The organism is Kitasatospora sp. NPDC094016 (assembly GCF_040304045.1).
Lineage (GTDB): Bacteria > Actinomycetota > Actinomycetes > Streptomycetales > Streptomycetaceae > Kitasatospora.
The window spans coordinates 183,075-199,450 of record NZ_JBEOUK010000013.1; the positions used below are offsets into that span (position 1 = coordinate 183,075).

18 protein-coding genes and 2 pseudogenes are annotated in these 16,376 nt (G+C 73.2%); 9 read left to right on the plus strand and 11 right to left on the minus strand.

All coding sequences use genetic code 11. The annotated features are described in order from the left end of the window. Window positions 1-315 precede the first annotated feature (315 nt). The 3 genes from ABT015_RS15475 to ABT015_RS15485 all read left to right on the plus strand — a co-directional run bounded on the left by ABT015_RS15475 (window position 316) and on the right by ABT015_RS15485 (window position 3,111). Window positions 316-1,533: a cytochrome P450 gene (locus ABT015_RS15475; RefSeq protein ID WP_350879546.1), complete on the plus strand. Its 1,218-nt coding sequence runs from the start codon at window positions 316-318 to the stop codon at window positions 1,531-1,533. Beyond that, window positions 1,530-1,793 carry a ferredoxin gene (locus tag ABT015_RS15480; protein WP_350879547.1) on the plus strand — a complete coding sequence of 88 codons (264 nt, stop codon included), beginning with the start codon at window positions 1,530-1,532 and terminating at the stop codon, window positions 1,791-1,793. The genes ABT015_RS15475 and ABT015_RS15480 overlap by 4 nt, the downstream gene beginning before the upstream one ends. A gap of 133 nt (window positions 1,794-1,926) precedes the next feature. After that, window positions 1,927-3,111 carry an MFS transporter gene (locus tag ABT015_RS15485; RefSeq protein WP_350879548.1) on the plus strand — a complete coding sequence of 395 codons (1,185 nt, stop codon included), beginning with the start codon at window positions 1,927-1,929 and terminating at the stop codon, window positions 3,109-3,111. Here the strand turns inward: ABT015_RS15485 and ABT015_RS15490 are convergent. The 4 genes from ABT015_RS15490 to ABT015_RS15505 all read right to left on the minus strand — a co-directional run bounded on the left by ABT015_RS15490 (window position 3,092) and on the right by ABT015_RS15505 (window position 7,488). Next, on the minus strand, window positions 3,092-3,997 hold the full coding sequence (locus tag ABT015_RS15490; protein WP_350879549.1) for a LysR family transcriptional regulator: 906 nt from the start codon (window positions 3,995-3,997) through the stop codon (window positions 3,092-3,094). The genes ABT015_RS15485 and ABT015_RS15490 overlap by 20 nt on opposite strands. Before the next feature lie 25 nt (window positions 3,998-4,022). Next, window positions 4,023-5,300, minus strand: coding sequence for a phosphotransferase (locus tag ABT015_RS15495; protein ID WP_350879550.1), 1,278 nt, complete (start codon window positions 5,298-5,300; stop codon window positions 4,023-4,025). 94 nt (window positions 5,301-5,394) lie between these two features. Continuing rightward, complete coding sequence (locus ABT015_RS15500) at window positions 5,395-6,252, minus strand: PhzF family phenazine biosynthesis protein (protein ID WP_350879551.1); 858 nt, start codon at window positions 6,250-6,252, stop codon at window positions 5,395-5,397. Window positions 6,253-6,390: 138 nt separating this feature from the next. After that, on the minus strand, window positions 6,391-7,488 hold the full coding sequence (locus ABT015_RS15505; protein ID WP_350879552.1) for a DUF5937 family protein: 1,098 nt from the start codon (window positions 7,486-7,488) through the stop codon (window positions 6,391-6,393). 217 nt (window positions 7,489-7,705) lie between these two features. Here ABT015_RS15505 and ABT015_RS15510 point away from each other — a divergent pair, with 217 nt between their 5' ends. From ABT015_RS15510 to ABT015_RS15525, 4 genes are all read left to right on the plus strand, one after another. Continuing rightward, on the plus strand, window positions 7,706-8,986 hold the full coding sequence (locus ABT015_RS15510) for an MFS transporter (RefSeq protein WP_350879553.1): 1,281 nt from the start codon (window positions 7,706-7,708) through the stop codon (window positions 8,984-8,986). Window positions 8,987-9,100: 114 nt separating this feature from the next. Continuing rightward, window positions 9,101-9,904, plus strand: coding sequence for an MBL fold metallo-hydrolase (locus tag ABT015_RS15515; protein WP_350879554.1), 804 nt, complete (start codon window positions 9,101-9,103; stop codon window positions 9,902-9,904). Window positions 9,905-9,910: 6 nt separating this feature from the next. Further along, window positions 9,911-10,342, plus strand: a complete 432-nt coding sequence (locus ABT015_RS15520) for a nuclear transport factor 2 family protein (RefSeq protein ID WP_350879555.1) — start codon at window positions 9,911-9,913, stop codon at window positions 10,340-10,342. A gap of 178 nt (window positions 10,343-10,520) precedes the next feature. After that, window positions 10,521-11,783 (plus strand): NAD(P)/FAD-dependent oxidoreductase, encoded by a 1,263-nt coding sequence (locus ABT015_RS15525; RefSeq protein WP_350879556.1) that lies wholly within the window; start codon window positions 10,521-10,523, stop codon window positions 11,781-11,783. Between the two features lie 284 nt (window positions 11,784-12,067). On the opposite strand, the pseudogene ABT015_RS15530 reads toward ABT015_RS15525, so the two are convergent. The 7 genes and pseudogenes from ABT015_RS15530 to ABT015_RS15560 form a co-directional block, all read right to left on the minus strand. Next, window positions 12,068-12,229: pseudogene (locus tag ABT015_RS15530) on the minus strand (DUF6087 family protein); the annotation flags it as partial. After that, a complete protein-coding gene (locus ABT015_RS15535; RefSeq protein WP_350879557.1) occupies window positions 12,195-12,350 on the minus strand; it encodes a DUF6087 family protein in 156 nt (51 codons plus the stop codon). The gene ABT015_RS15535 and the pseudogene ABT015_RS15530, both read right to left, overlap by 35 nt. Window positions 12,351-12,418: 68 nt before the next feature. After that, entirely contained in the window at window positions 12,419-13,585 is a 1,167-nt protein-coding gene (gene tgmC / locus ABT015_RS15540) for an ATP-grasp peptide maturase system methyltransferase (RefSeq protein ID WP_350879558.1), read from the minus strand. Further along, the gene (tgmB, locus tag ABT015_RS15545; RefSeq protein ID WP_350879559.1) at window positions 13,582-14,553 is read right to left on the minus strand and encodes an ATP-grasp ribosomal peptide maturase; all 972 of its coding nucleotides are present in this window, start codon (window positions 14,551-14,553) and stop codon (window positions 13,582-13,584) included. Before tgmB ends, tgmC begins: the two co-directional genes overlap by 4 nt. After that, window positions 14,553-14,816: a putative ATP-grasp-modified RiPP gene (gene tgmA, locus ABT015_RS15550; RefSeq protein ID WP_350879560.1), complete on the minus strand. Its 264-nt coding sequence runs from the start codon at window positions 14,814-14,816 to the stop codon at window positions 14,553-14,555. The genes tgmB and tgmA overlap by 1 nt, the downstream gene beginning before the upstream one ends. Before the next feature lie 457 nt (window positions 14,817-15,273). Further along, complete coding sequence (locus tag ABT015_RS15555) at window positions 15,274-15,498, minus strand: hypothetical protein (RefSeq protein ID WP_350879561.1); 225 nt, start codon at window positions 15,496-15,498, stop codon at window positions 15,274-15,276. After that, on the minus strand, window positions 15,495-15,746 hold the full coding sequence (locus ABT015_RS15560; RefSeq protein ID WP_350879562.1) for a hypothetical protein: 252 nt from the start codon (window positions 15,744-15,746) through the stop codon (window positions 15,495-15,497). Before ABT015_RS15560 ends, ABT015_RS15555 begins: the two co-directional genes overlap by 4 nt. Window positions 15,747-15,771: 25 nt before the next feature. On the opposite strand from ABT015_RS15560, the pseudogene ABT015_RS15565 reads away from it, so the two are divergent. Both ABT015_RS15565 and ABT015_RS15570 read left to right on the plus strand, forming a co-directional pair. Next, a pseudogene (locus ABT015_RS15565) lies at window positions 15,772-16,044 on the plus strand (helix-turn-helix domain-containing protein); the annotation flags it as partial. Next, complete coding sequence (locus ABT015_RS15570; RefSeq protein WP_350879568.1) at window positions 16,045-16,338, plus strand: Scr1 family TA system antitoxin-like transcriptional regulator; 294 nt, start codon at window positions 16,045-16,047, stop codon at window positions 16,336-16,338. Window positions 16,339-16,376 lie beyond the last annotated feature (38 nt).

Sequence of the window (16,376 nt, forward strand, 5' to 3'; positions counted from 1 at the left end):
GCCCCACCCGACGGTGCGCCACCGCGCGCCGTCCGCGCCGAGGCGTACCGACCGTACGCCGTCGCACGATTCGCGCCATCCCCCGTCCAGGTCCGCGTTCGCCTTCGCTTCCGCCTTCGATCCGCTGTTCGTCCCACCCGATCCACCGTTCGTCCCGATCCGCCGCCCCACCCGATCCACCGTTCGTCCCGGTCCGCCGAACCCGGCCCGGGCCGAGCCGCCCGCCGGCCCGCCCCACCCGTCCCCGCACCATCCCGGTTCCACCCCCCGTCGGGCCGTCACGCGCGGCCCCCCGCCTTGGAGTCTGGAGTACGGATGTCCGCCGAGAACAGTGCGACCGGTGCCGGAACCGGCACCGTCCCGCTCATCCCGATGCACTGCCTGCGCCACCTGGAGCCCGGTCCGCCGCGGCTCGCCGCGCTGCCCACCGGAACGCCCGTCTGGCTGGTCAGCCGCCACGCGGACGTGCGGCAGGTGCTGACCGACCCGCGCCTGGGCCGCGCCCCGCTGTACGCGCCGGACGCGCCGCCGATCACCCTCGTCCCGAACATCCTCGACAGCCCGCAGGGGCTGCTGAACATCGACGGCACCGAGCACCAGCGGCTGCGCCGCACCGTGCAGCGGGCCTTCACGCCGCGCGCCATCGCCCGCTGGCGGCCCTGGGTCGCCTCGGTGGTCGAGGCCCTGATCGACGAGATGATCGACCACGGCTCCCCCACCGACATCGTGGCCGGCTACAGCCGCAAGCTGCCCGTCCAGGTGATCACCCGGCTGATGGGGCTCGACAACCTGGACGGCAAGAAGCTCTCGCACTGGAGCGACCACGCGCTCTCCGCCACCGCCTACACGGCCGAGGAGATCGCCACCGCCATGGCCGAGTTCGCCGGCTTCGGCGCCGCGGTGATCGCCGAACGCCGCGCCGACCCCGGCGAGGACCTGGTCAGCAGCCTGCTCGCGGCCGCGGCCGAGGACGGTTCGATCACCGAGGAGCAGTTGGTCACGCTGGTCATCGGCCTCGTCGTGGCCGGCCACGAGACCACCATGACGAGCCTCGGCAACGCGCTGGTCTACCTGCTCACCGAGGACCGCGAGGCCTGGCAGCGGCTCTCCTCCGACGAGGCCAGCGCGACCGCCGCGACCGAGCAGATCCTGCGCGCCGTCCCGCTCGGCGACTCCCAGCACCTGCCCGGCCTGCTGCGCCGCACCATCGAGGACGTCGAGATCGGCGGGGTGGTCATCCCGGCGGGCAGCGTCGTCGCCGCCGACACCGTCGCCGCCAACCAGGACCCGACGGTCTTCACCGGGGACCTGCTCACCGAGCTGTTCTCCCCGCTGGCCGCGCCGATGCTGACCTTCGGCGCCGGGCCGCACCACTGCCTGGGCGCCTGGCTCGCCCGGATGGAGCTCGAACTCGCCCTGCACCGCCTGGCCCGCCGGCTGCCCTCGCTGCGCCTGACCGGGCCGGTCGAGGACATCGACTGGCGGCGGGGCCTGCTCACCCGCAGCCCCGATTCCCTCCAGGTCGCCTGGTGACGGCCACCCCGGGGACGGGCGCCGACGCGGTGATCGTCCGGGTCGACCGGGACCGCTGCATCGGCTCCGGGATGTGCGCCCTGAGCGCCCCCGGCTCGCTGGCGCTCGGCGCCGACGGGCTGGCCGAGCCGGTGGCCGACTACGCGGCCGACGGCGCCGAGCTGACGGAGGCACTGGCCGACGCGGTCGACTTCTGCCCGGTCGAGGCGCTGACCCTCTACTCGGCCGCGGGCGGCTACCGGATCGCCCCGGCGGAGTGACCACGCCCCCGGCGCCGTCCGCCCCGACGCGGCGGACGGCGCCGGGGGCCTTCCCGGATCGATGAGCCCGGCTAATCGACGGATGAGCTCATCGATCTTGTTCCGCCCTCGGCACGGCTGATGGGCTGGCCCCATGACCGACGCCGACACCCTCGCGCCCCCGGCCGCCCCCGGCAGCCCGCCCCGCTGGGCACCGATCACCGCCGTGGCCCTCGCCACCTTCACCGTGGTCTCCGCCGAGATGATGCCCGTGGGGCTGCTGACCCCCGTCTCGAAGACCCTCGGCGTCTCCGACGGCGTCACCGGGCTCTCCCTGACGATCACCGGGCTCCTCGCCGCCGCCCTGTCCCCGTTCGTTCCCGCGCTCATCGGGCTCCGGGACCGCAAGCACGTGCTGGTCGCCTTCATGCTGCTGCTGTCGCTGGCCAACGCGCTCACCGCGCTCGCCCCCGGCTACCCCGTGCTGGCCGCCGCCCGCGTCCTGCTCGGCCTCGCGATGGGCATGGTGTGGGGCATCACCGCGGGGCTCGGACCGCGCCTCGCCGACGGACCGCGGATCGCGCTCGCCACCACGCTGATCTTCTCCGGCGTCTCCATCGCCTCGGTGCTCGGCGTCCCCCTCGGCACCTACCTCGCGGCGCTGCTCGGCTGGCGCTCCGCGTTCTGGGCCCTCGCCCTGCTCGGCGCGGTGTCCGCCGCCGTCCTCGCCCGCACGCTCCCCGCCCTCCCCGTCCCCGAGCGCGGCCGGCTCGACGGGATCGGGGACGCGCTGCGCAGCCGGGGCGTCGCCGCCGGACTCGCCGTCACGGCGCTGGTCGTGCTCGGCCACTTCACCGGCTACACGTACGTACGGCCGGTGCTCGAAGTCGACGCCGGCCTGAGCAGCGGCGTCATCGCCGCCTGCCTGCTGGTCTACGGACTGGCCGGCGTCGCCGGGAACTTCACCCTCGGCCCGGCGGCCGGCCGGCGCCCCAAGGCGGCCGTGACCACCGCCCTCGCGGGCGTCGCACTGGCCACCGCCCTCCTGCCGCTCCTCACCGGGAGCGTGGTGGCGGTGCTGCTCGCGCTCGTCGTCTGGGGCGCCTCGTACGGCGGGGTCTCGATCTCCACCCAGACCTGGGTCCGGATCGCCGACCCCGCCCGGATCGAGGCCTCGGCGGCGCTGTGGGCGGGCGTGTTCAACGCGAGCATCGCGCTGGGCTCGCTCGCCGGCGGGCTGGTCATCGACCGGGCCGGGACCCAGGCCGTGCTCCTCACGGCGGCGCTGATCACGGCGGCCGGACTGCTGCTCGCCGCCGTCACGCGCCCACGGCGGTGAGCGCCCGCACGAAGGCCCCGGCCAGCGGGTGCGGCCGCCGCCCGCCCTGCACCACCAGCAGCGTGGACGGCTCCAGACCCGGCACCGGCAGGTAGCGGATGTCCGGCCGCTGAACGTACGCCGTGCTCGCCTCGCACAGCAGCAGCCCCAGGCGGGTGCTGGCCACCGTCGACAGCCCCTCCTGGAGCGTGGCCGCGCCCGCCGGGTAGGCCAGCTCCCGCCCGTCCGGCGTCCGCCGCGGGGCGTTCGCCCGGCGCCAGTAGTCCGGGGCGGGCCCCCGCGGTTCGATCAGCGCCAGCCCGGCCAGTTCGTCCGCGGAGACGCTCGCCGCCCCGGCCAGGCGGTGCCCGGCGGAGACGGCGACGTACATCGGCTGCCGCGAGAACTCCAGCAGCACCCGCAGGCCGTCCTCCCGGCACGGGGACAGCACGATGGCCAGGTCGATCTCGCCCCGGCCCAGGTGGGAGAACGGATCGCCCCAGGACAGTTCGACGAGCTGGGCCGCCCCCTCCGCAAGGCCCGCGATCGCCCTGGCCACCGGCTCGTACACGGCGCACTGGAACCCCAGGCGCAGCGGCCGTTCCGTCGAGGCGGCCCGGGCGCGGGCCGCCTCGAAGCCCACCCGGAGCCGGTCGACGGCGGGCACCACCTGCTCGGCCAGCTCGCGCCCCAGCTCGGTCAACTCGACCCGTCGGCTGGTCCGTTCGAACACCGGGGCGCCGACCTGGCCCTCCAGCCGCTTGATCAACTGGGAGACCCGGCCCTGCGAGACGCCCAGCAGCTGCGCCGTCCGCCCGAAGTGCAACTGGCGCACCAGGACGGAGAAGCACTCCAGCTCCTGGAGCGGCAGCTCCGGGAGCACGGGGCCTGGCGTCGTCCGATCCACCCCGGCAGTCTAGGTCCTGTCCGGCCTAGGTGTTCTGACCCGCGAGGTCGGTGAGGTCGGGAACGCCGCAGGCCAGCGCAGCGCGCAGCTCGGCGGCCGGGTCGCCCGCGTGGTAGGGGCGTTCGCTCTCCTCGACGTGGTCCAGGAACTCCTGGTAGCGCAGCGCGTAGGACAGGTGGTACAGCGGCTCGACCAACTTCAGCGCGCGCCACGGCCGGGATCCGGGCGCGTGCTCGCTCCAGGCCTTCAGCCAGACCTCGACGAGGTGCTGCCAGCGCTCCGGCGTGAGGTAGGCGCGCGGGCGCAGCCCGTCCAGGGCGGGGTGGCCGAGGCAGGAGTCGGCGTAGTCGACGACCACCGGACGCTCGCCGTCGGAGCGCCAGTTGCCGGGGTGAAAGTCGCCGTGCACCAGGGTCTCAGGGAGGCCGCAGGCCGCCAACTCCTCCAGCAGCGCGGGGAGTTCGGTGACCAGTCGGCGGACGCCGGCCAGTTCCCCGGGCGTCAGGTCGGTCTCGCCGGGGAGCCGGTCGAGCAGCGCCTGCGCCTGGGCGAGCAGCGTCCGGGGCGTCCGGTCGCGCAGCCCGGCCTTCGCCGCGCGCCCGTCGGCGGCCAGCGCCGCCTGGGCGGCGACCAGCCGGGGCACCACCTCCTCGACGGTGTCGAGGGACGGCGACCAGCAGTCCTCGCCGGGCACGTGGTCCAGCAGCAGCCGCCCGCCCACCGGGTCGGCGGCCAGCACCGGCGGCACGAGGCCAGGGTCGACGCCGCCGAGCAGCGCGATCACCTCGCCCTCCCGGGCGTTGAAGGCGGGCGTCGTGGTCTTCAGCCAGGCGTCGCGGCCGGTGGCCGTCGGAAGGCGGAGGAGGCCCGACAGGTTCCAGGTCCGGATCTGCCGCGCCGGGCCGGCGACCGGACGGCCGGCCCCGGCCAGCTCCGCCTCCGCCCAGGCCAGCGCCTCCCCCAGCCCGGCCGGAGTGGCCCAGGCCGCGCGGCGCTCGGCGGGGCCGAGCAGCGCGGCCGTCCCGGCGTCCAGCGGCCGGGCCTCGACGGCCGTCGGCCGCTCCAGCGCCTCGGCGTGGTACCAGACCTGCCCGCCGTGCCCGCCGCGCCCGCCCTGCTCGCTCCGCCCCTCCACCAGCCGCAGCACCAGCACCGGCACCCCGGCGAGTTCGGCCGCCCGCGCGCCCACCCCGTCCACCGACGACCACCACCCGCCCGCTGCCTGGAACGGGCCCACGGGGCCGAAGTACTCGGCCCCGTGGGTGAGATGGACGGTGACGGCGCGTTCGCTCGCTCGCTGCATCCGGGCAGCTTCGCGCACCCGGGCCCCGTGTGCGAGCGAATTTCCGGGTGCCCACGGCCGGGACCGGGCCGGGACCGGGCCGGTCGCGCTCGCGCTACGGGATCGCCACCGCCGCGCCGGACACCCGGATCCGGTTGTCCGCCGTCCGCAGTTCGACGTGGAGGACGCCCGGGCGGCCCAGGTCCTCGCCCTGGTGGAGGGTCAGCACCACCGGGGCCGCCACCGCGCCCTGCTCCCGCAGGTAGGCGCCGAAGGCGGCCGCGGCGGCGCCGGTGGCCGGGTCCTCGACGACGCCGCCGACCGGGAAGGGGTCGCGGACGTGGAAGACGTCCGGGGCCTCGCGCCAGACGAGCTGGAGGGTCACCAGGTCGCGGGCCCGGGTGTAGGCGGCGAGGCCGTCGAAGTCGTAGTCGAGGCGGGCCAGGCGGTCGCGGGTGGCGGCGGCGAGGACGAGGTGGCGGGCGCCGGCGTAGGCGATCCGGGGCGGCAGGGTCGGATCGAGGTCGGTGCGGGCCCAGCCGAGCAGGGCGAGGACCTCGTCGACGTCGGCCTCGGTCACGTCCTCCACCTGCGGCTCGACGCTGGTCAGGGTGGCGCGCAGCACGCCCTCCGCGTCCTGGTCGACCTGGACGGGGACGTCGCCCGCGGCCGTCGTGAAGACGTACTGCCCGGGGCCGGTGCGGGCGGCGAGCGCGACGGCGGAGGCGACCGTGGCGTGGCCGCAGAACGGCACCTCGGTGAGCGGGCTGAAGTACCGGACTCCGTAGGCGCCTTCGGTCGCTCCCGCGGTCAGGAAGGCCGTCTCGGAGTAGCCGAGCTCGGCGGCGATGGCGAGCATCCGGTCGTCGGTCAGGCCTGCGGCGTCGAGTACGACGCCCGCCGGGTTGCCGCCCTCGGGGCGGGTGGTGAAGGCGGCGTAGCGCAGGATGCGGGGTGAGGCGTCGTCGGTCATGCCCGGACGAACGCGTTCCGCTCCCCCGCTGTTCCCGCTCGCCTGTTCCCGTTCACCTGTTCCCGCTCGCCTGTTGCCGCTCGCCTGTTGCCGTTCACCTGTTGCCAGTCACCGCGACAACGCTCACCACGACACCGGTCACCGCAGCAACGCCTCCAGGAAGTCCGAGCCGAGCCGGGCGCTGCCGGACAGGTCGAGCTGGTAGAGCATGTACCGCCCGCGCCGCTGGGTGATGAGCAGCCCCGCCTTGCGCAGGACGGCCAGGTGCCGGGACACCTCCGGCGCGCTGAGCTGCCAGGCGGAGGCGAGTTCGCCGGTGGTGTGCGCGCCGCGGGCCATGGTGCGGGCCAGGCGCAGCCGGACGGGGTGGGCGAGGGCTTCCAGCCGCTGCTGGACGAGGGCCAGCGAGACGGGTTCGGGGATGCCCTCCTCGGCGACGGGGTACTGGAGGACGGGACGCCAGCCGGGGGTGTACACCACCACGAGGTGGGGCCGCCCGAAGGCGGTGGGGATGAGGGTGACGCCGCCGCCGTCGGTGCCGCTGGTGGCGTTGTCCTGGAGCTTGTCGATGACGATCCGCCGCCGCCCGTCGGCGCTCTGGTCGAGGGTGACGGAGGGTGAGACCGCGGCCAGCGCCTCGGCGGGGCCGCGCCGGGCCAGCAGGTCGGCCTTGCGCCGGGCGTCGGCGGCCAGGGCCGGCAGGACGCGCTGCCAGGCGTCGGCGAAGAACGCGGACTCGCAGTCCTCCAGCATCCGCCGGACGAGGGCCCGGACGGCGGGCGGGTCGGCGAGCAGCCGGTCCGCGAAGGCGGCCTGCCGGGGGCCCCGGGCGAGCGCGAGTTCGCGGGCCCGCTCGTTGGCCACCGGGTCGGTGAGCGGGGAGGGCGCCCGGCGGGCCGGCCGGGAGGCGCCGCAGGTGGTGACGAGGGCCGCGGCGACGTACAGCTCGTCGTCCATCCGGTCGACGGCGTCGAGCTCGGCGGCCAGGGTGGCGCCGGGCAGCCCGGGGACGAGGAAGTCGGCGCGGGAGGAGCGCCAGAGGAAGTCGGCCTCCAGCAGCCGCTCGGCCAGCTCCGGCGGGATCGTCGCGGCGGTGCTGGACGCCCAGCCGTGCAGCGCGGGGTGGTGCGCGGGCTCGGCGAGGACGTCCAGCATCGCGGTCAGCTCGCTCAGCGGGGACGGCGTGAAGAGCAGGCGCTCGTCGGGCAGGCCGGTGATGTCGATGGTCACGCTCATGCGCCCGCCGTGCTCCTCCCGGCAGGGGCGTTCGCCCACCCGCGCCTCTTGGTGATCGGTTCACTCACGACGTTGCTGATCGGTTCACTCACGACGTTGCTGATCGGTTCACTCACGACGGCGATCCTGCCACCCGCCCGGATCCGCTCCCGCGTCGATTGACGGTTAGCGTCAATCGACGTGCCCGGCGGGCCGGGCAGGGCGGACGGTACCGGCCATGAGCCTGATCCAGGAGAAGTCCGTCCATGACCACGCCGCCGTCCGGGACGGCCTGCCGCCGGCCCCGCCGATCGGTGCGGGCCCCGGGGGCCCGTCCACGCTGCTGCGGCTGCTGACCGCGGCGGGCGGGCCCCGGTACGCGGCCGCGCTGGTGGTGGACGCGGTGGGCTCCGGCCTGCTGCGGCCGTTCCTGCTGCTGTACGGGATCGGGGTGCTGCACCTGGGCGCGGCGGCGGCGGGGCTGGCGATGTCGGCGGGGATGGTGGCGGGCCTGCTGGTGGTGCCGCTGACCGGCCGGTGGATCGACCGCGGCGCCCGGACCCTGCCGGCCGCGGCCACGTTGGTGGTGCGGGCGGCGGGCGCGCTGGCGCTGCTGGTCGCGGACGGCCTGTCGGGGTTCGTGGCGGCGTCGGTGCTGATCGGGGTGGGCAGCCAGTCCTGGCCGACCACGCACGCGGCGGTGGTCAGCACGCTGACCGAGGGCCGGCTGCGGGACGCCGCGCTGGCGGCCGGACGGTCGCTGCGCAACGCGGGGCTGGGCGCGGGGGCGCTGCTGGCCACGCTGGTGGTGACCGGCGGGGCGGGCGCGATCCGGGTGCTGGCAGGGGTGACGGGCGCGGCCTGCCTGGCCGCCGCCGCGCTGGTGCTGTCGCTGCGGGTGCGCGCACCGCACCGGGCCGCCGACCGGGCGGTGGACGTGCGGGAGCAGGGCGAGTCGCTGCGGCGGATCAGCCTGCTGAGCCTCGCCAACCTGCCGTACGCGTTCTGCTTCGACGTGCTGGAGGTGGCGCTGCCGGCGCTGCTGGTGCTGCACCTGCACGCCTCCCCGGCGTGGTCGTCGGGCGTGTTCGTGGGCAACACGGTGCTGGTGATCGCGCTGCAGCTGGTGCTGGTGCTGCGGCTCGCCGACCGTTCGCGGCGGGCCGTGCTGGCCGCCTCGGGGGTGACACTCGCCCTGGCCTACCTGGGGTACTGGGCGGTCGGGTCGCTGGGCGGCACCGCGGGTGCGGCGGGCGTCGCGGCGGTCTCGGTGGTGTTCACGCTGGGCGAGATCCTCTACACCGGTGCGGGGACGGCCCTGGTGACGGCCACCGCCCCGCCGCACCTGCTGGGGCGGGCGCTGGCGCGCTGGGAGCTGTCCTCGGGCGTGGGCCGGGCGGCGGCGCCGGCGGCGCTGATGGCGCTATTGGCGGCCGGTCCGGGGGTGCTGTGGCCGGTGCTGGCCGGGGCGACCCTGCTGGGGGCGCTGGCGGTGCTGCGACTGGCCCCGGCGACGTGAGCGGTCTCAGCGACGTGAGCGGTCCTGCCCCGCCCCTCCTCCGGATGCGGAGCGCACCCGCAAGGCCGATGCTGGCGGCGAGGCGTGCCCGGCAGCAGGAAGGACAGCAGACCCATGAGTGCTCTCGACTTCGAGATCATCGACAGCCCCGACAGCTCGCTCAACAAGACCTCCGTCCTGGTCACCGGCCCGCGGGACGCCCTGCTGGTGGACGCCGGGTTCACCCGCTCCGACGGCCGCCGGCTGGTGGAGCGGATCCGCGCCGGCGGCAAGCGGCTGGCCGCGGTCTTCGTCAGCCACGGGGACCCGGACTTCTACTTCGGCGCCCAGGAGGTCCAGGACGCCTTCCCCGAGGCACGGTTCCTGGCCACCGCCTCCACCGTCGAGCACATCCAGGAGACGTTCGAGGGCAAGCTCAGGGCCTGGGCCCACCTCGGCCCCGAGCTGCCCACCCGGCTGGTCCGGCCCGAGGTGCTGCACGGGGACGAACTCGTCTTCGAGGGGCACCGGTTCGAGCTGCGCGGCGCCGACTTCCACCTGCCCGACCGGCACTACCTCTGGCAGCACCACCACCGCGCCGTGCTCGGCGGCGTACTGCTCTTCGAGGGTCTGCACGTGTGGACGGCCGACACCCCCGAACAGGCCCAACGCGCGGCCTGGATCGACCTGTTGGACGGGATCGAGGCGCTCGAACCGCAGTTCGTCGCGGCCGGCCACCGCACCGCCGGCGCGGCCACCGACCTCACCTCCGTCCGTCACACCGGGGACTACCTGCGCGCCTTCGAGACCGAGATCGGCCGGGCCCCGGACGCGACCGCCGCGAAGGAGGCGCTCGAACGGCGCTTCCCCGACCTGGGGTTGAAGATCGCCGTCGACCTCGGCACCAAGGTCGCCATGGGCGAGATGGCCTGGAGCTGAGCGACGATGATCGAGATCCCGAGGGACACCGCCTCGTTCGCCGAGTCCTCCGCCCCGGCCGACGTGGTCCGCCGCCAGTACCTGGCCTCCGCCCACGGCGACCTGGCCGCGCTGCGCGCCACTCTCGCCGACGACGTCGAGTGGACCGAGATGGCCGGCTTCCCGCTGGCCGGCACCTACCGCACCCCGAAGGGCGTCACCGCCAACGTCATGGAGCGCCTGTCCGCCGCCTGGGAGAACTGGACGGCGCACGACGACACCTACGTGGTCGACGGCGAGAACGTGGTGGTGCTGGCCCGCTACACGGCCGTCCACAAGATCACCGGAAAGCCGCTCGCGGTGCGGGTCGCCCACCACTTCACGGTGCGCGGCGGCCGGATCGTCCGCTTCGAGCAGTTCGCCGACACCGCGCTGGTCCGGGAGGCGATGACCCCGTAGCGGGCCCCGTGGCGGATTCCTCGACCGCCCCCGTAGCGGTTCGCGCACCGGTTCGCACACCGGCTCGCGTTCACCCGTACGGGGGAGCGCGGCGCGGCGCGCCCGGCGCGGTCTCGACACGCCACCCGGACGGCGGCAGGCTGGCCCCTGATTCCGGCCGGAGAGCGAGGAGTTCAGCATGGGCACGGGCACGGCGGGAACGGCGGAGGACGGCGGGCGCGAGCGGCCGATCGTGATCGTCGGGGCGTCCCTGGGCGGCGCGAAGGCCGCCCAGGCGCTGCGCGAGGCCGGGTACCGGGGCGGCATCGTCCTGATCGGCGACGAACACGACCGCCCGTACGAGCGGCCGCCGCTGTCGAAGGGGTACCTGCTCGGCAAGACGCCCCGGGAGAAGATCTACGTCCACCCGCCGCAGTGGTACGGGGAGCAGGACGTCACGCTGCGGCTGGGCACGGCGGTGGCCGCGATCGACCCGGCCGGACACACCGTGACGCTCACCGACGACGGCCAGGTCGAGTACGCCAAACTGCTGCTCACCACCGGCTCGACCCCGCGCCGACTGCCGGTGCCGGGCGCCGACCAGGACGGCGTGCTCTACCTGCGCCGGGTCGAGGACAGCGACCGGATCAAGGCCGCGCTGCGCCCGGGCGCCCGGGTCGCCGTGATTGGCGCGGGCTGGATCGGCCTGGAGGTGGCGGCCGCGGCCCGGGAGGCCGGGGCCGAGGTGACGCTGCTGGAGGCCGCCGAACTGCCGCTGCTGCGGGTGCTGGGCCGGGAGGTGGCACAGGTCTTCGCCGATCTGCACCGCGACCACGGCGTCCAGCTGCGGTTCGGCGTCGAGGTCACCGAACTCACCGGCTCCGGCGGCACGGTGAGCGGCGTGCGGCTGGGCGACGGCACGACCGTGCCGGCCGACGCGGTGGTGGTCGGCATCGGCATCACCCCGGCGACCGGCCTGGCCGAGGCCGCCGGACTGGAGATCGACAACGGCGTCAAGACCGACCAGCACCTACGCACCTCGGACCCGGACGTCTACGCGGCCGGCGACGTCGCCAACGCCTACCACCCGCTGTTCGACACGCACCTGCGGGTCGAGCACTGGGCCAACGCCGTCAACCAGCCGCAGACCGCCGCCCGCGCGATGCTCGGGCACCCGGACGCGGAGTACGACCGGATCCCGTACTTCTTCAGCGACCAGTACGACGTCGGTCTGGAGTACGTCGGCTACGTCCAACCGGACGGCTACGACCAGGTGGTGTTCCGGGGCGACCCGGCCACCCGCGAGTTCATCGCCTTCTGGCTGGCCGGCGGCCGGGTCCTGGCGGGCATGAACGTCAACGTCTGGGACGTCACCGACCCGATCCGCGAACTCGTGCGCTCCGGGCGGACGGTGGACCCGAAGGCACTGGCCGACCCGGACACCCCGCTCGGCGAGATCTGACACAGGGACGAACACCCGCCGTCCGCACGACCACGCGGATCGCCCGCCGGTGAACAGCACAGCGCCCCCGAAGCGGCACCGTCAAGCGCCTCCGGGGGCGCTGCCCGCTCCTCCTGCGCCTCCATGGCGACGTGGGAGCGGGGCGCCCACGGCACGGCCGCTCTCCGTGGGGGCTACGACGGTCGGGGCGAGTTCGCGGGCTACCTTCCACAGGCGGCTCCATGACGAAGCCACACTGTCGCGCTCCAGGTCGAGCCGACCAAGCTGGAGGCCGAGCAGGTCGTCTACCCCCCCGTTCGGTGCCTGCCAACCGACTTCTTACGGGCCTGCGGTGGCGTTCCTCGAATCACCCCGTCAACCGAGATGCCGTGCAGGAACCTCTGAGCGCTCGCGTCGTTCTCGGCGTAGACCTCAGGAGTCCAGCGATAGCCGTCCCAACGGAGGAGGAGACGAGGAAGGGCGAGAGGGCCGGCTCTCGCGACCGACGATGACGGCCTTCAACGGACTCACCGGGCGCAGGCGTCGATCGCGTCGCTCCGCCCACTGTGACAGCGATTCGTCGTCCATCCAGGCTTCCTTCCCTCCGGCAGTCCGCTACCAGGCTACCGGCGGTCCTCCTCAGCAGACGTCGGTGATCAAGTCAGGCTGTGCTGCCAACGAAGCACAGGATTGTCGCCGATCCAATAGATGTGGGCGTCCTCGGTGATGCGGAGCTGCACCTCGGTGATGCACGGTTTTCCCGCGTCCTCCCATGCCAGAAGCGCCCGCTCGATGTCGTCCCAGAGGGCGACGGGTCCTCCCTGACGGACCGTCCAGCCGTCCCCGTTGGCGATGAACTCGGCGAAGGACTCGCGTTCTGGAGCGAAGACATACAGCAGCTGTTCGCCGTCGCTCGTCGTGGCACGAACGAACTGCGCGAAGGGGGCCGCAAGCTGGGCGAGGAAGGCCGGCATCCACTCGTTCAGGATGGTTGGCGGCAGTTTGGCAACTCGCTCGCTGTCGGCGTAGGCCGTACGGGCGGACAGGTCACCGGACACCGGGACGGCGGCTTCGGCACGAGCCTGCATGAAGGAGGAACGGTCGATGATCCGGCCCTCTGCGGTCCCGTCCTCGGCAACGGTGACTTTGGCGAGACCCGTTCCGTAGCCCCAGGAACCGACGGTCGCCAGAACGATTCCGCCCGGCTTGGTCTGGCGGACCCAGGTGTAGGGGATGCGGCGGACGGCGCAGGTGGCGATCACGCGGTCAAAGGGCGCACGGCGGGGGTGACCGAGGAGTCCGTCCCCGGTCACGGTCCAGGTGGAGAACCCGGCTGACTCCAGCGCGGCATCCGCGCGGGCCGCCACGTCCGGGTCCACCTCGGTCGTGGTCACGTTGTTCTCTCCCAGACGGTGACACATCAGGGCTGAGGAGTACCCGGTGCCTGTGCCGATCTCCAGCACTGTGTGTCCGTCCTCGACCTCCAGGTGCTCAAGCATGCCAACTACCGTCACGGGCGTGGTGGACGACGAGGTGGGCGAGCCGGTCACGAGGCTGATGGCTTGGTCGGCGGTCAGATGACCGTCGAGCTGGGTAGTCAGCGATTCGTCGCGGTAGGCGAGCTCCGCCCACTCGGCCGGATCCGTCCCACTCTCGGTGACGGCACGCCACCGGCCGCCGTCCACCGGGAGGAAGATCCCTGGCTTCAGGAACGCCTCTCGCGGCACGGCCTCCACGGCCGCACGCCAGGCGGGAGTGGTCAGAACACCTGCCTTCTTCAACCGGTCGGCAAGGGCTCGTCGGTGGGAAGCGGTGTCGATCACGCGGTCTCTCCTCTTGTCAGCAGATCAGCGAACGCAGCGGCCATCTCCAACCCGGTCGCGCCTTCCAGCCACGCCCACTGGCCATTGGGGTTCAGCTCCAACCACCAGTACTCTCCCGCCCGGTCAACGGCGAGATCGAAGGAGCCTGAGACGAGCCCGACATAGGCCACGAAGGCGTGGAGCATCTTGTTCAGCCGGTCCGGCAGGTCTACCACGCTGTAGGACAACGCGGAGTAGTCCCGGCGCCAGTCCAATAGCCCGGAGTCGATCCGCACGGCGAAGGTGCGACGGCCGACCACCAGAACACGCACGTCGGCGATCTTGTCGATGCGGGCCTGAAACAGGTGCGGTGCTACGCGAACGCTCTCGTCAAGTTCAGCGACGGTCACCGGCTCCGCCCACCCGGTGACCGGTACGCCGTCCCGCTCGACCGAAGTCCACCGGAGGGTCTTGAAGATCACCTGATCGTGCGCGGCAATGAAATGCCGGGCGTCCTCAAGGTCGTTGGTCACGATCGTGGGCGGCACGGACAGCCCGAGACGCTGGGCCGTTGCGAGTTGGGCGGGCTTGTAGTCCGCTGCCGCTTCCCGGAGTGGGTGGTTCACCCACAGTGGCTCGTCAAGGGCGTACAGGGTGCCGCCGAGGCCGTAGCGGACCTGGGCAGCAGCAAAGCGGGCATCGTCGCCGCCCAGGCCCGAACCCTGGAACGTGGGCCAGACGGGGCGACGCCAGTACACCGATCGCACCTGGGTCAGGTCAGCTGTCCTCGACGGGGTACGCACCTGCCCGGCCACGGGGGCCGGGCAGGTGCCGAACCGAGCCGAGACCGTCAGCCCCGTTCCGATGTCGGAGGGGTTGAACCTGACCACCGGCACACTTCGCCGGTTGAGTTCGGTGATCACCATGTCAGCGGTGACGTCCACCGCTTCGGTGGCCACCCAAACCGGCCTCTCCTCGGTCGATGGCATCAGTCTTGGGTGCTGTCCTGGTCGTGGCCCTGGTCGTTCTTCGAGTCCTGGTTCGTGGTGGTGTTGGTCTCGGTTCCCGCGCTGGTACCGTGCCGGCCCATCTCAACCACCAGGCCGGCGCTGTCGTGGAACACGCCGAGCTGCGTCACCGGGTCGATGGTGACGGTGGAGAACGGGAGGCGCACGGAGGACGGGTACGGCGCGAGCCGACCGGCGCCCCACGGGCGGGAAGTACTGGCGGGCAGCGTTGCGGTGTCGTTCACGAACACTCCTCACGTTGCGTTGCGGTGCACATGCTGAACATTGCGGTGATGCCGCCCCTCCAGCGCCGTCAACTACTCGGCCCGGAGGGACCGTTTTGGGCGCGTGCCGGTGCGGACACTGGCTCCCGCCCTCGGGATCGCCGGGGGCGGGAGTTTCAGGCCCGCCCTGGTTGTCCGCGTGACCATCCGGCGCGGGCCAGGGCGGGGGTTCCGGCCGGCGGAGGTCAGGTCTCCGCCGGCCGGTGATGAAGGGGACGGCCGCTCCCCGCCAGAAGGGGGGTGACTGGCGGGGAGCGGTGTGGCTCGACGAGGGCCCGGCACCAACACGCCCTCGGAGCCGACCGGCAGGGGAGGTCCGCCTGCCGGTACTCACCCGTCCGCGGCCGTCTTTCGCGGACGGGCGTTGAACCCCGTCGCCGCAGAGGATGAGCACTCGCGCTGCGGCGACGGGAGCTTGTCAGTCCGGCGAGTCCGGTTCCCACCCGCACCACACGCCGGCCGGGGTGACCACCGTCCACTCACGCCCGCCGCCTTGCTCGCGCTGCGGCCGGGCGACCGGCGCGGCCTTCAGCCCCATACGCAACCGAATCGCGGCCAGCTCCTCAGGGGTCCATCGAAGAGGGCGTTGCGCGGCGGCGCTGCCCGCCAAGGCGGCCGTTGCGACGACCAGTTCGACGGTCACGAGAGCGGCCGGCGGTGCGGGTTGCACCCGGCACCGGGCGCGATCTCCCGGGGGTCGCACCGTCGCAGCCGATCGGGCCTGGTCGTCCACTCCTGTCCCCCGCCGATCGGCCTCAGGAAGGCCGCCCCGCAGAGGATCTCCATGAAGACCCCCTCTCGGGGCTTGCCGTCGGCGTCACGGTGCGCCAGGTCCTGCACCACCTCGTTGCGGACGAGGTCGGGCAGCGTGGATTTCGAGTCTTCGAACATGGGGGTGGCTCCGATCCGTAGCGCGATGACTACCCAGGGGAGCCAACTGTCCTCTAACCTCACAGTGCCTTCAACCTTGCAAATTGGAAAGAAAGGCAGCCGCGTGAACATCAGGCCGCTCACCCCGGACAGCTCGCCGCGAGCTTCCTTCGGCGCTCAACTCCGGGCCCAGCGCGAAGAGTTGGGCATGAGGCAGGATCAAGTTGCGGATCGCACGGGATATTCACCAGGACACATCTCGTCCGTTGAAACTGGCAGAAAACCGCCAACTCTGCGTTTCGCTAGGCAAGTTGATCGAATGTTCGATACGGGCACCAAGTTCACAAACCTGTTCCTGGATGTACGGGCAAGCTCGCTGTTGCAGGGATTCGGCCAGTACATTGCAGAGGAGGCGAAGGCCCTGGAGCTCAGAATGTTTGAGGTCGGGATCATCCCGGGCTTGCTCCAGACCCCCGAGTACGCTGCGGCGCTGACAACGGCGGCGGTCAACCGAGGCAGTATCACCGAGGCCCAGGCGGGCGAACGTCTCCGGGTTCTAGTGCTGCTCCGCGCAAGTTCGTGGAGGGGTCAGGTCGCCGGGCTGTCGAGGTAGAGGCCGCAGGCGCAGTCCAGGCATTCTTCGGGGGCGCC

Excerpts from the sequence above, each read along its gene's own strand:
- ABT015_RS15505 (WP_350879552.1), bottom strand. The coding sequence starts at position 7,488 with ATGAGCGTGACCATCGACATCACCGGCCTGCCCGACGAGCGCCTGCTC.
- ABT015_RS15475 (WP_350879546.1), top strand. The coding sequence starts at position 316 with ATGTCCGCCGAGAACAGTGCGACCGGTGCCGGAACCGGCACCGTCCCG.
- ABT015_RS15500 (WP_350879551.1), bottom strand. The coding sequence starts at position 6,252 with ATGACCGACGACGCCTCACCCCGCATCCTGCGCTACGCCGCCTTCACC.
- ABT015_RS15520 (WP_350879555.1), top strand. The coding sequence starts at position 9,911 with ATGATCGAGATCCCGAGGGACACCGCCTCGTTCGCCGAGTCCTCCGCC.
- tgmB (WP_350879559.1), bottom strand. The coding sequence starts at position 14,553 with ATGCCATCGACCGAGGAGAGGCCGGTTTGGGTGGCCACCGAAGCGGTG.
- ABT015_RS15515 (WP_350879554.1), top strand. The coding sequence starts at position 9,101 with ATGAGTGCTCTCGACTTCGAGATCATCGACAGCCCCGACAGCTCGCTC.
- ABT015_RS15570 (WP_350879568.1), top strand. The coding sequence starts at position 16,045 with ATGTTCGATACGGGCACCAAGTTCACAAACCTGTTCCTGGATGTACGG.
- ABT015_RS15495 (WP_350879550.1), bottom strand. The coding sequence starts at position 5,300 with ATGCAGCGAGCGAGCGAACGCGCCGTCACCGTCCATCTCACCCACGGG.
- ABT015_RS15560 (WP_350879562.1), bottom strand. The coding sequence starts at position 15,746 with ATGTTCGAAGACTCGAAATCCACGCTGCCCGACCTCGTCCGCAACGAG.
- ABT015_RS15510 (WP_350879553.1), top strand. The coding sequence starts at position 7,706 with ATGAGCCTGATCCAGGAGAAGTCCGTCCATGACCACGCCGCCGTCCGG.
- ABT015_RS15485 (WP_350879548.1), top strand. The coding sequence starts at position 1,927 with ATGACCGACGCCGACACCCTCGCGCCCCCGGCCGCCCCCGGCAGCCCG.
- ABT015_RS15535 (WP_350879557.1), bottom strand. The coding sequence starts at position 12,350 with ATGGACGACGAATCGCTGTCACAGTGGGCGGAGCGACGCGATCGACGC.
- ABT015_RS15525 (WP_350879556.1), top strand. The coding sequence starts at position 10,521 with ATGGGCACGGGCACGGCGGGAACGGCGGAGGACGGCGGGCGCGAGCGG.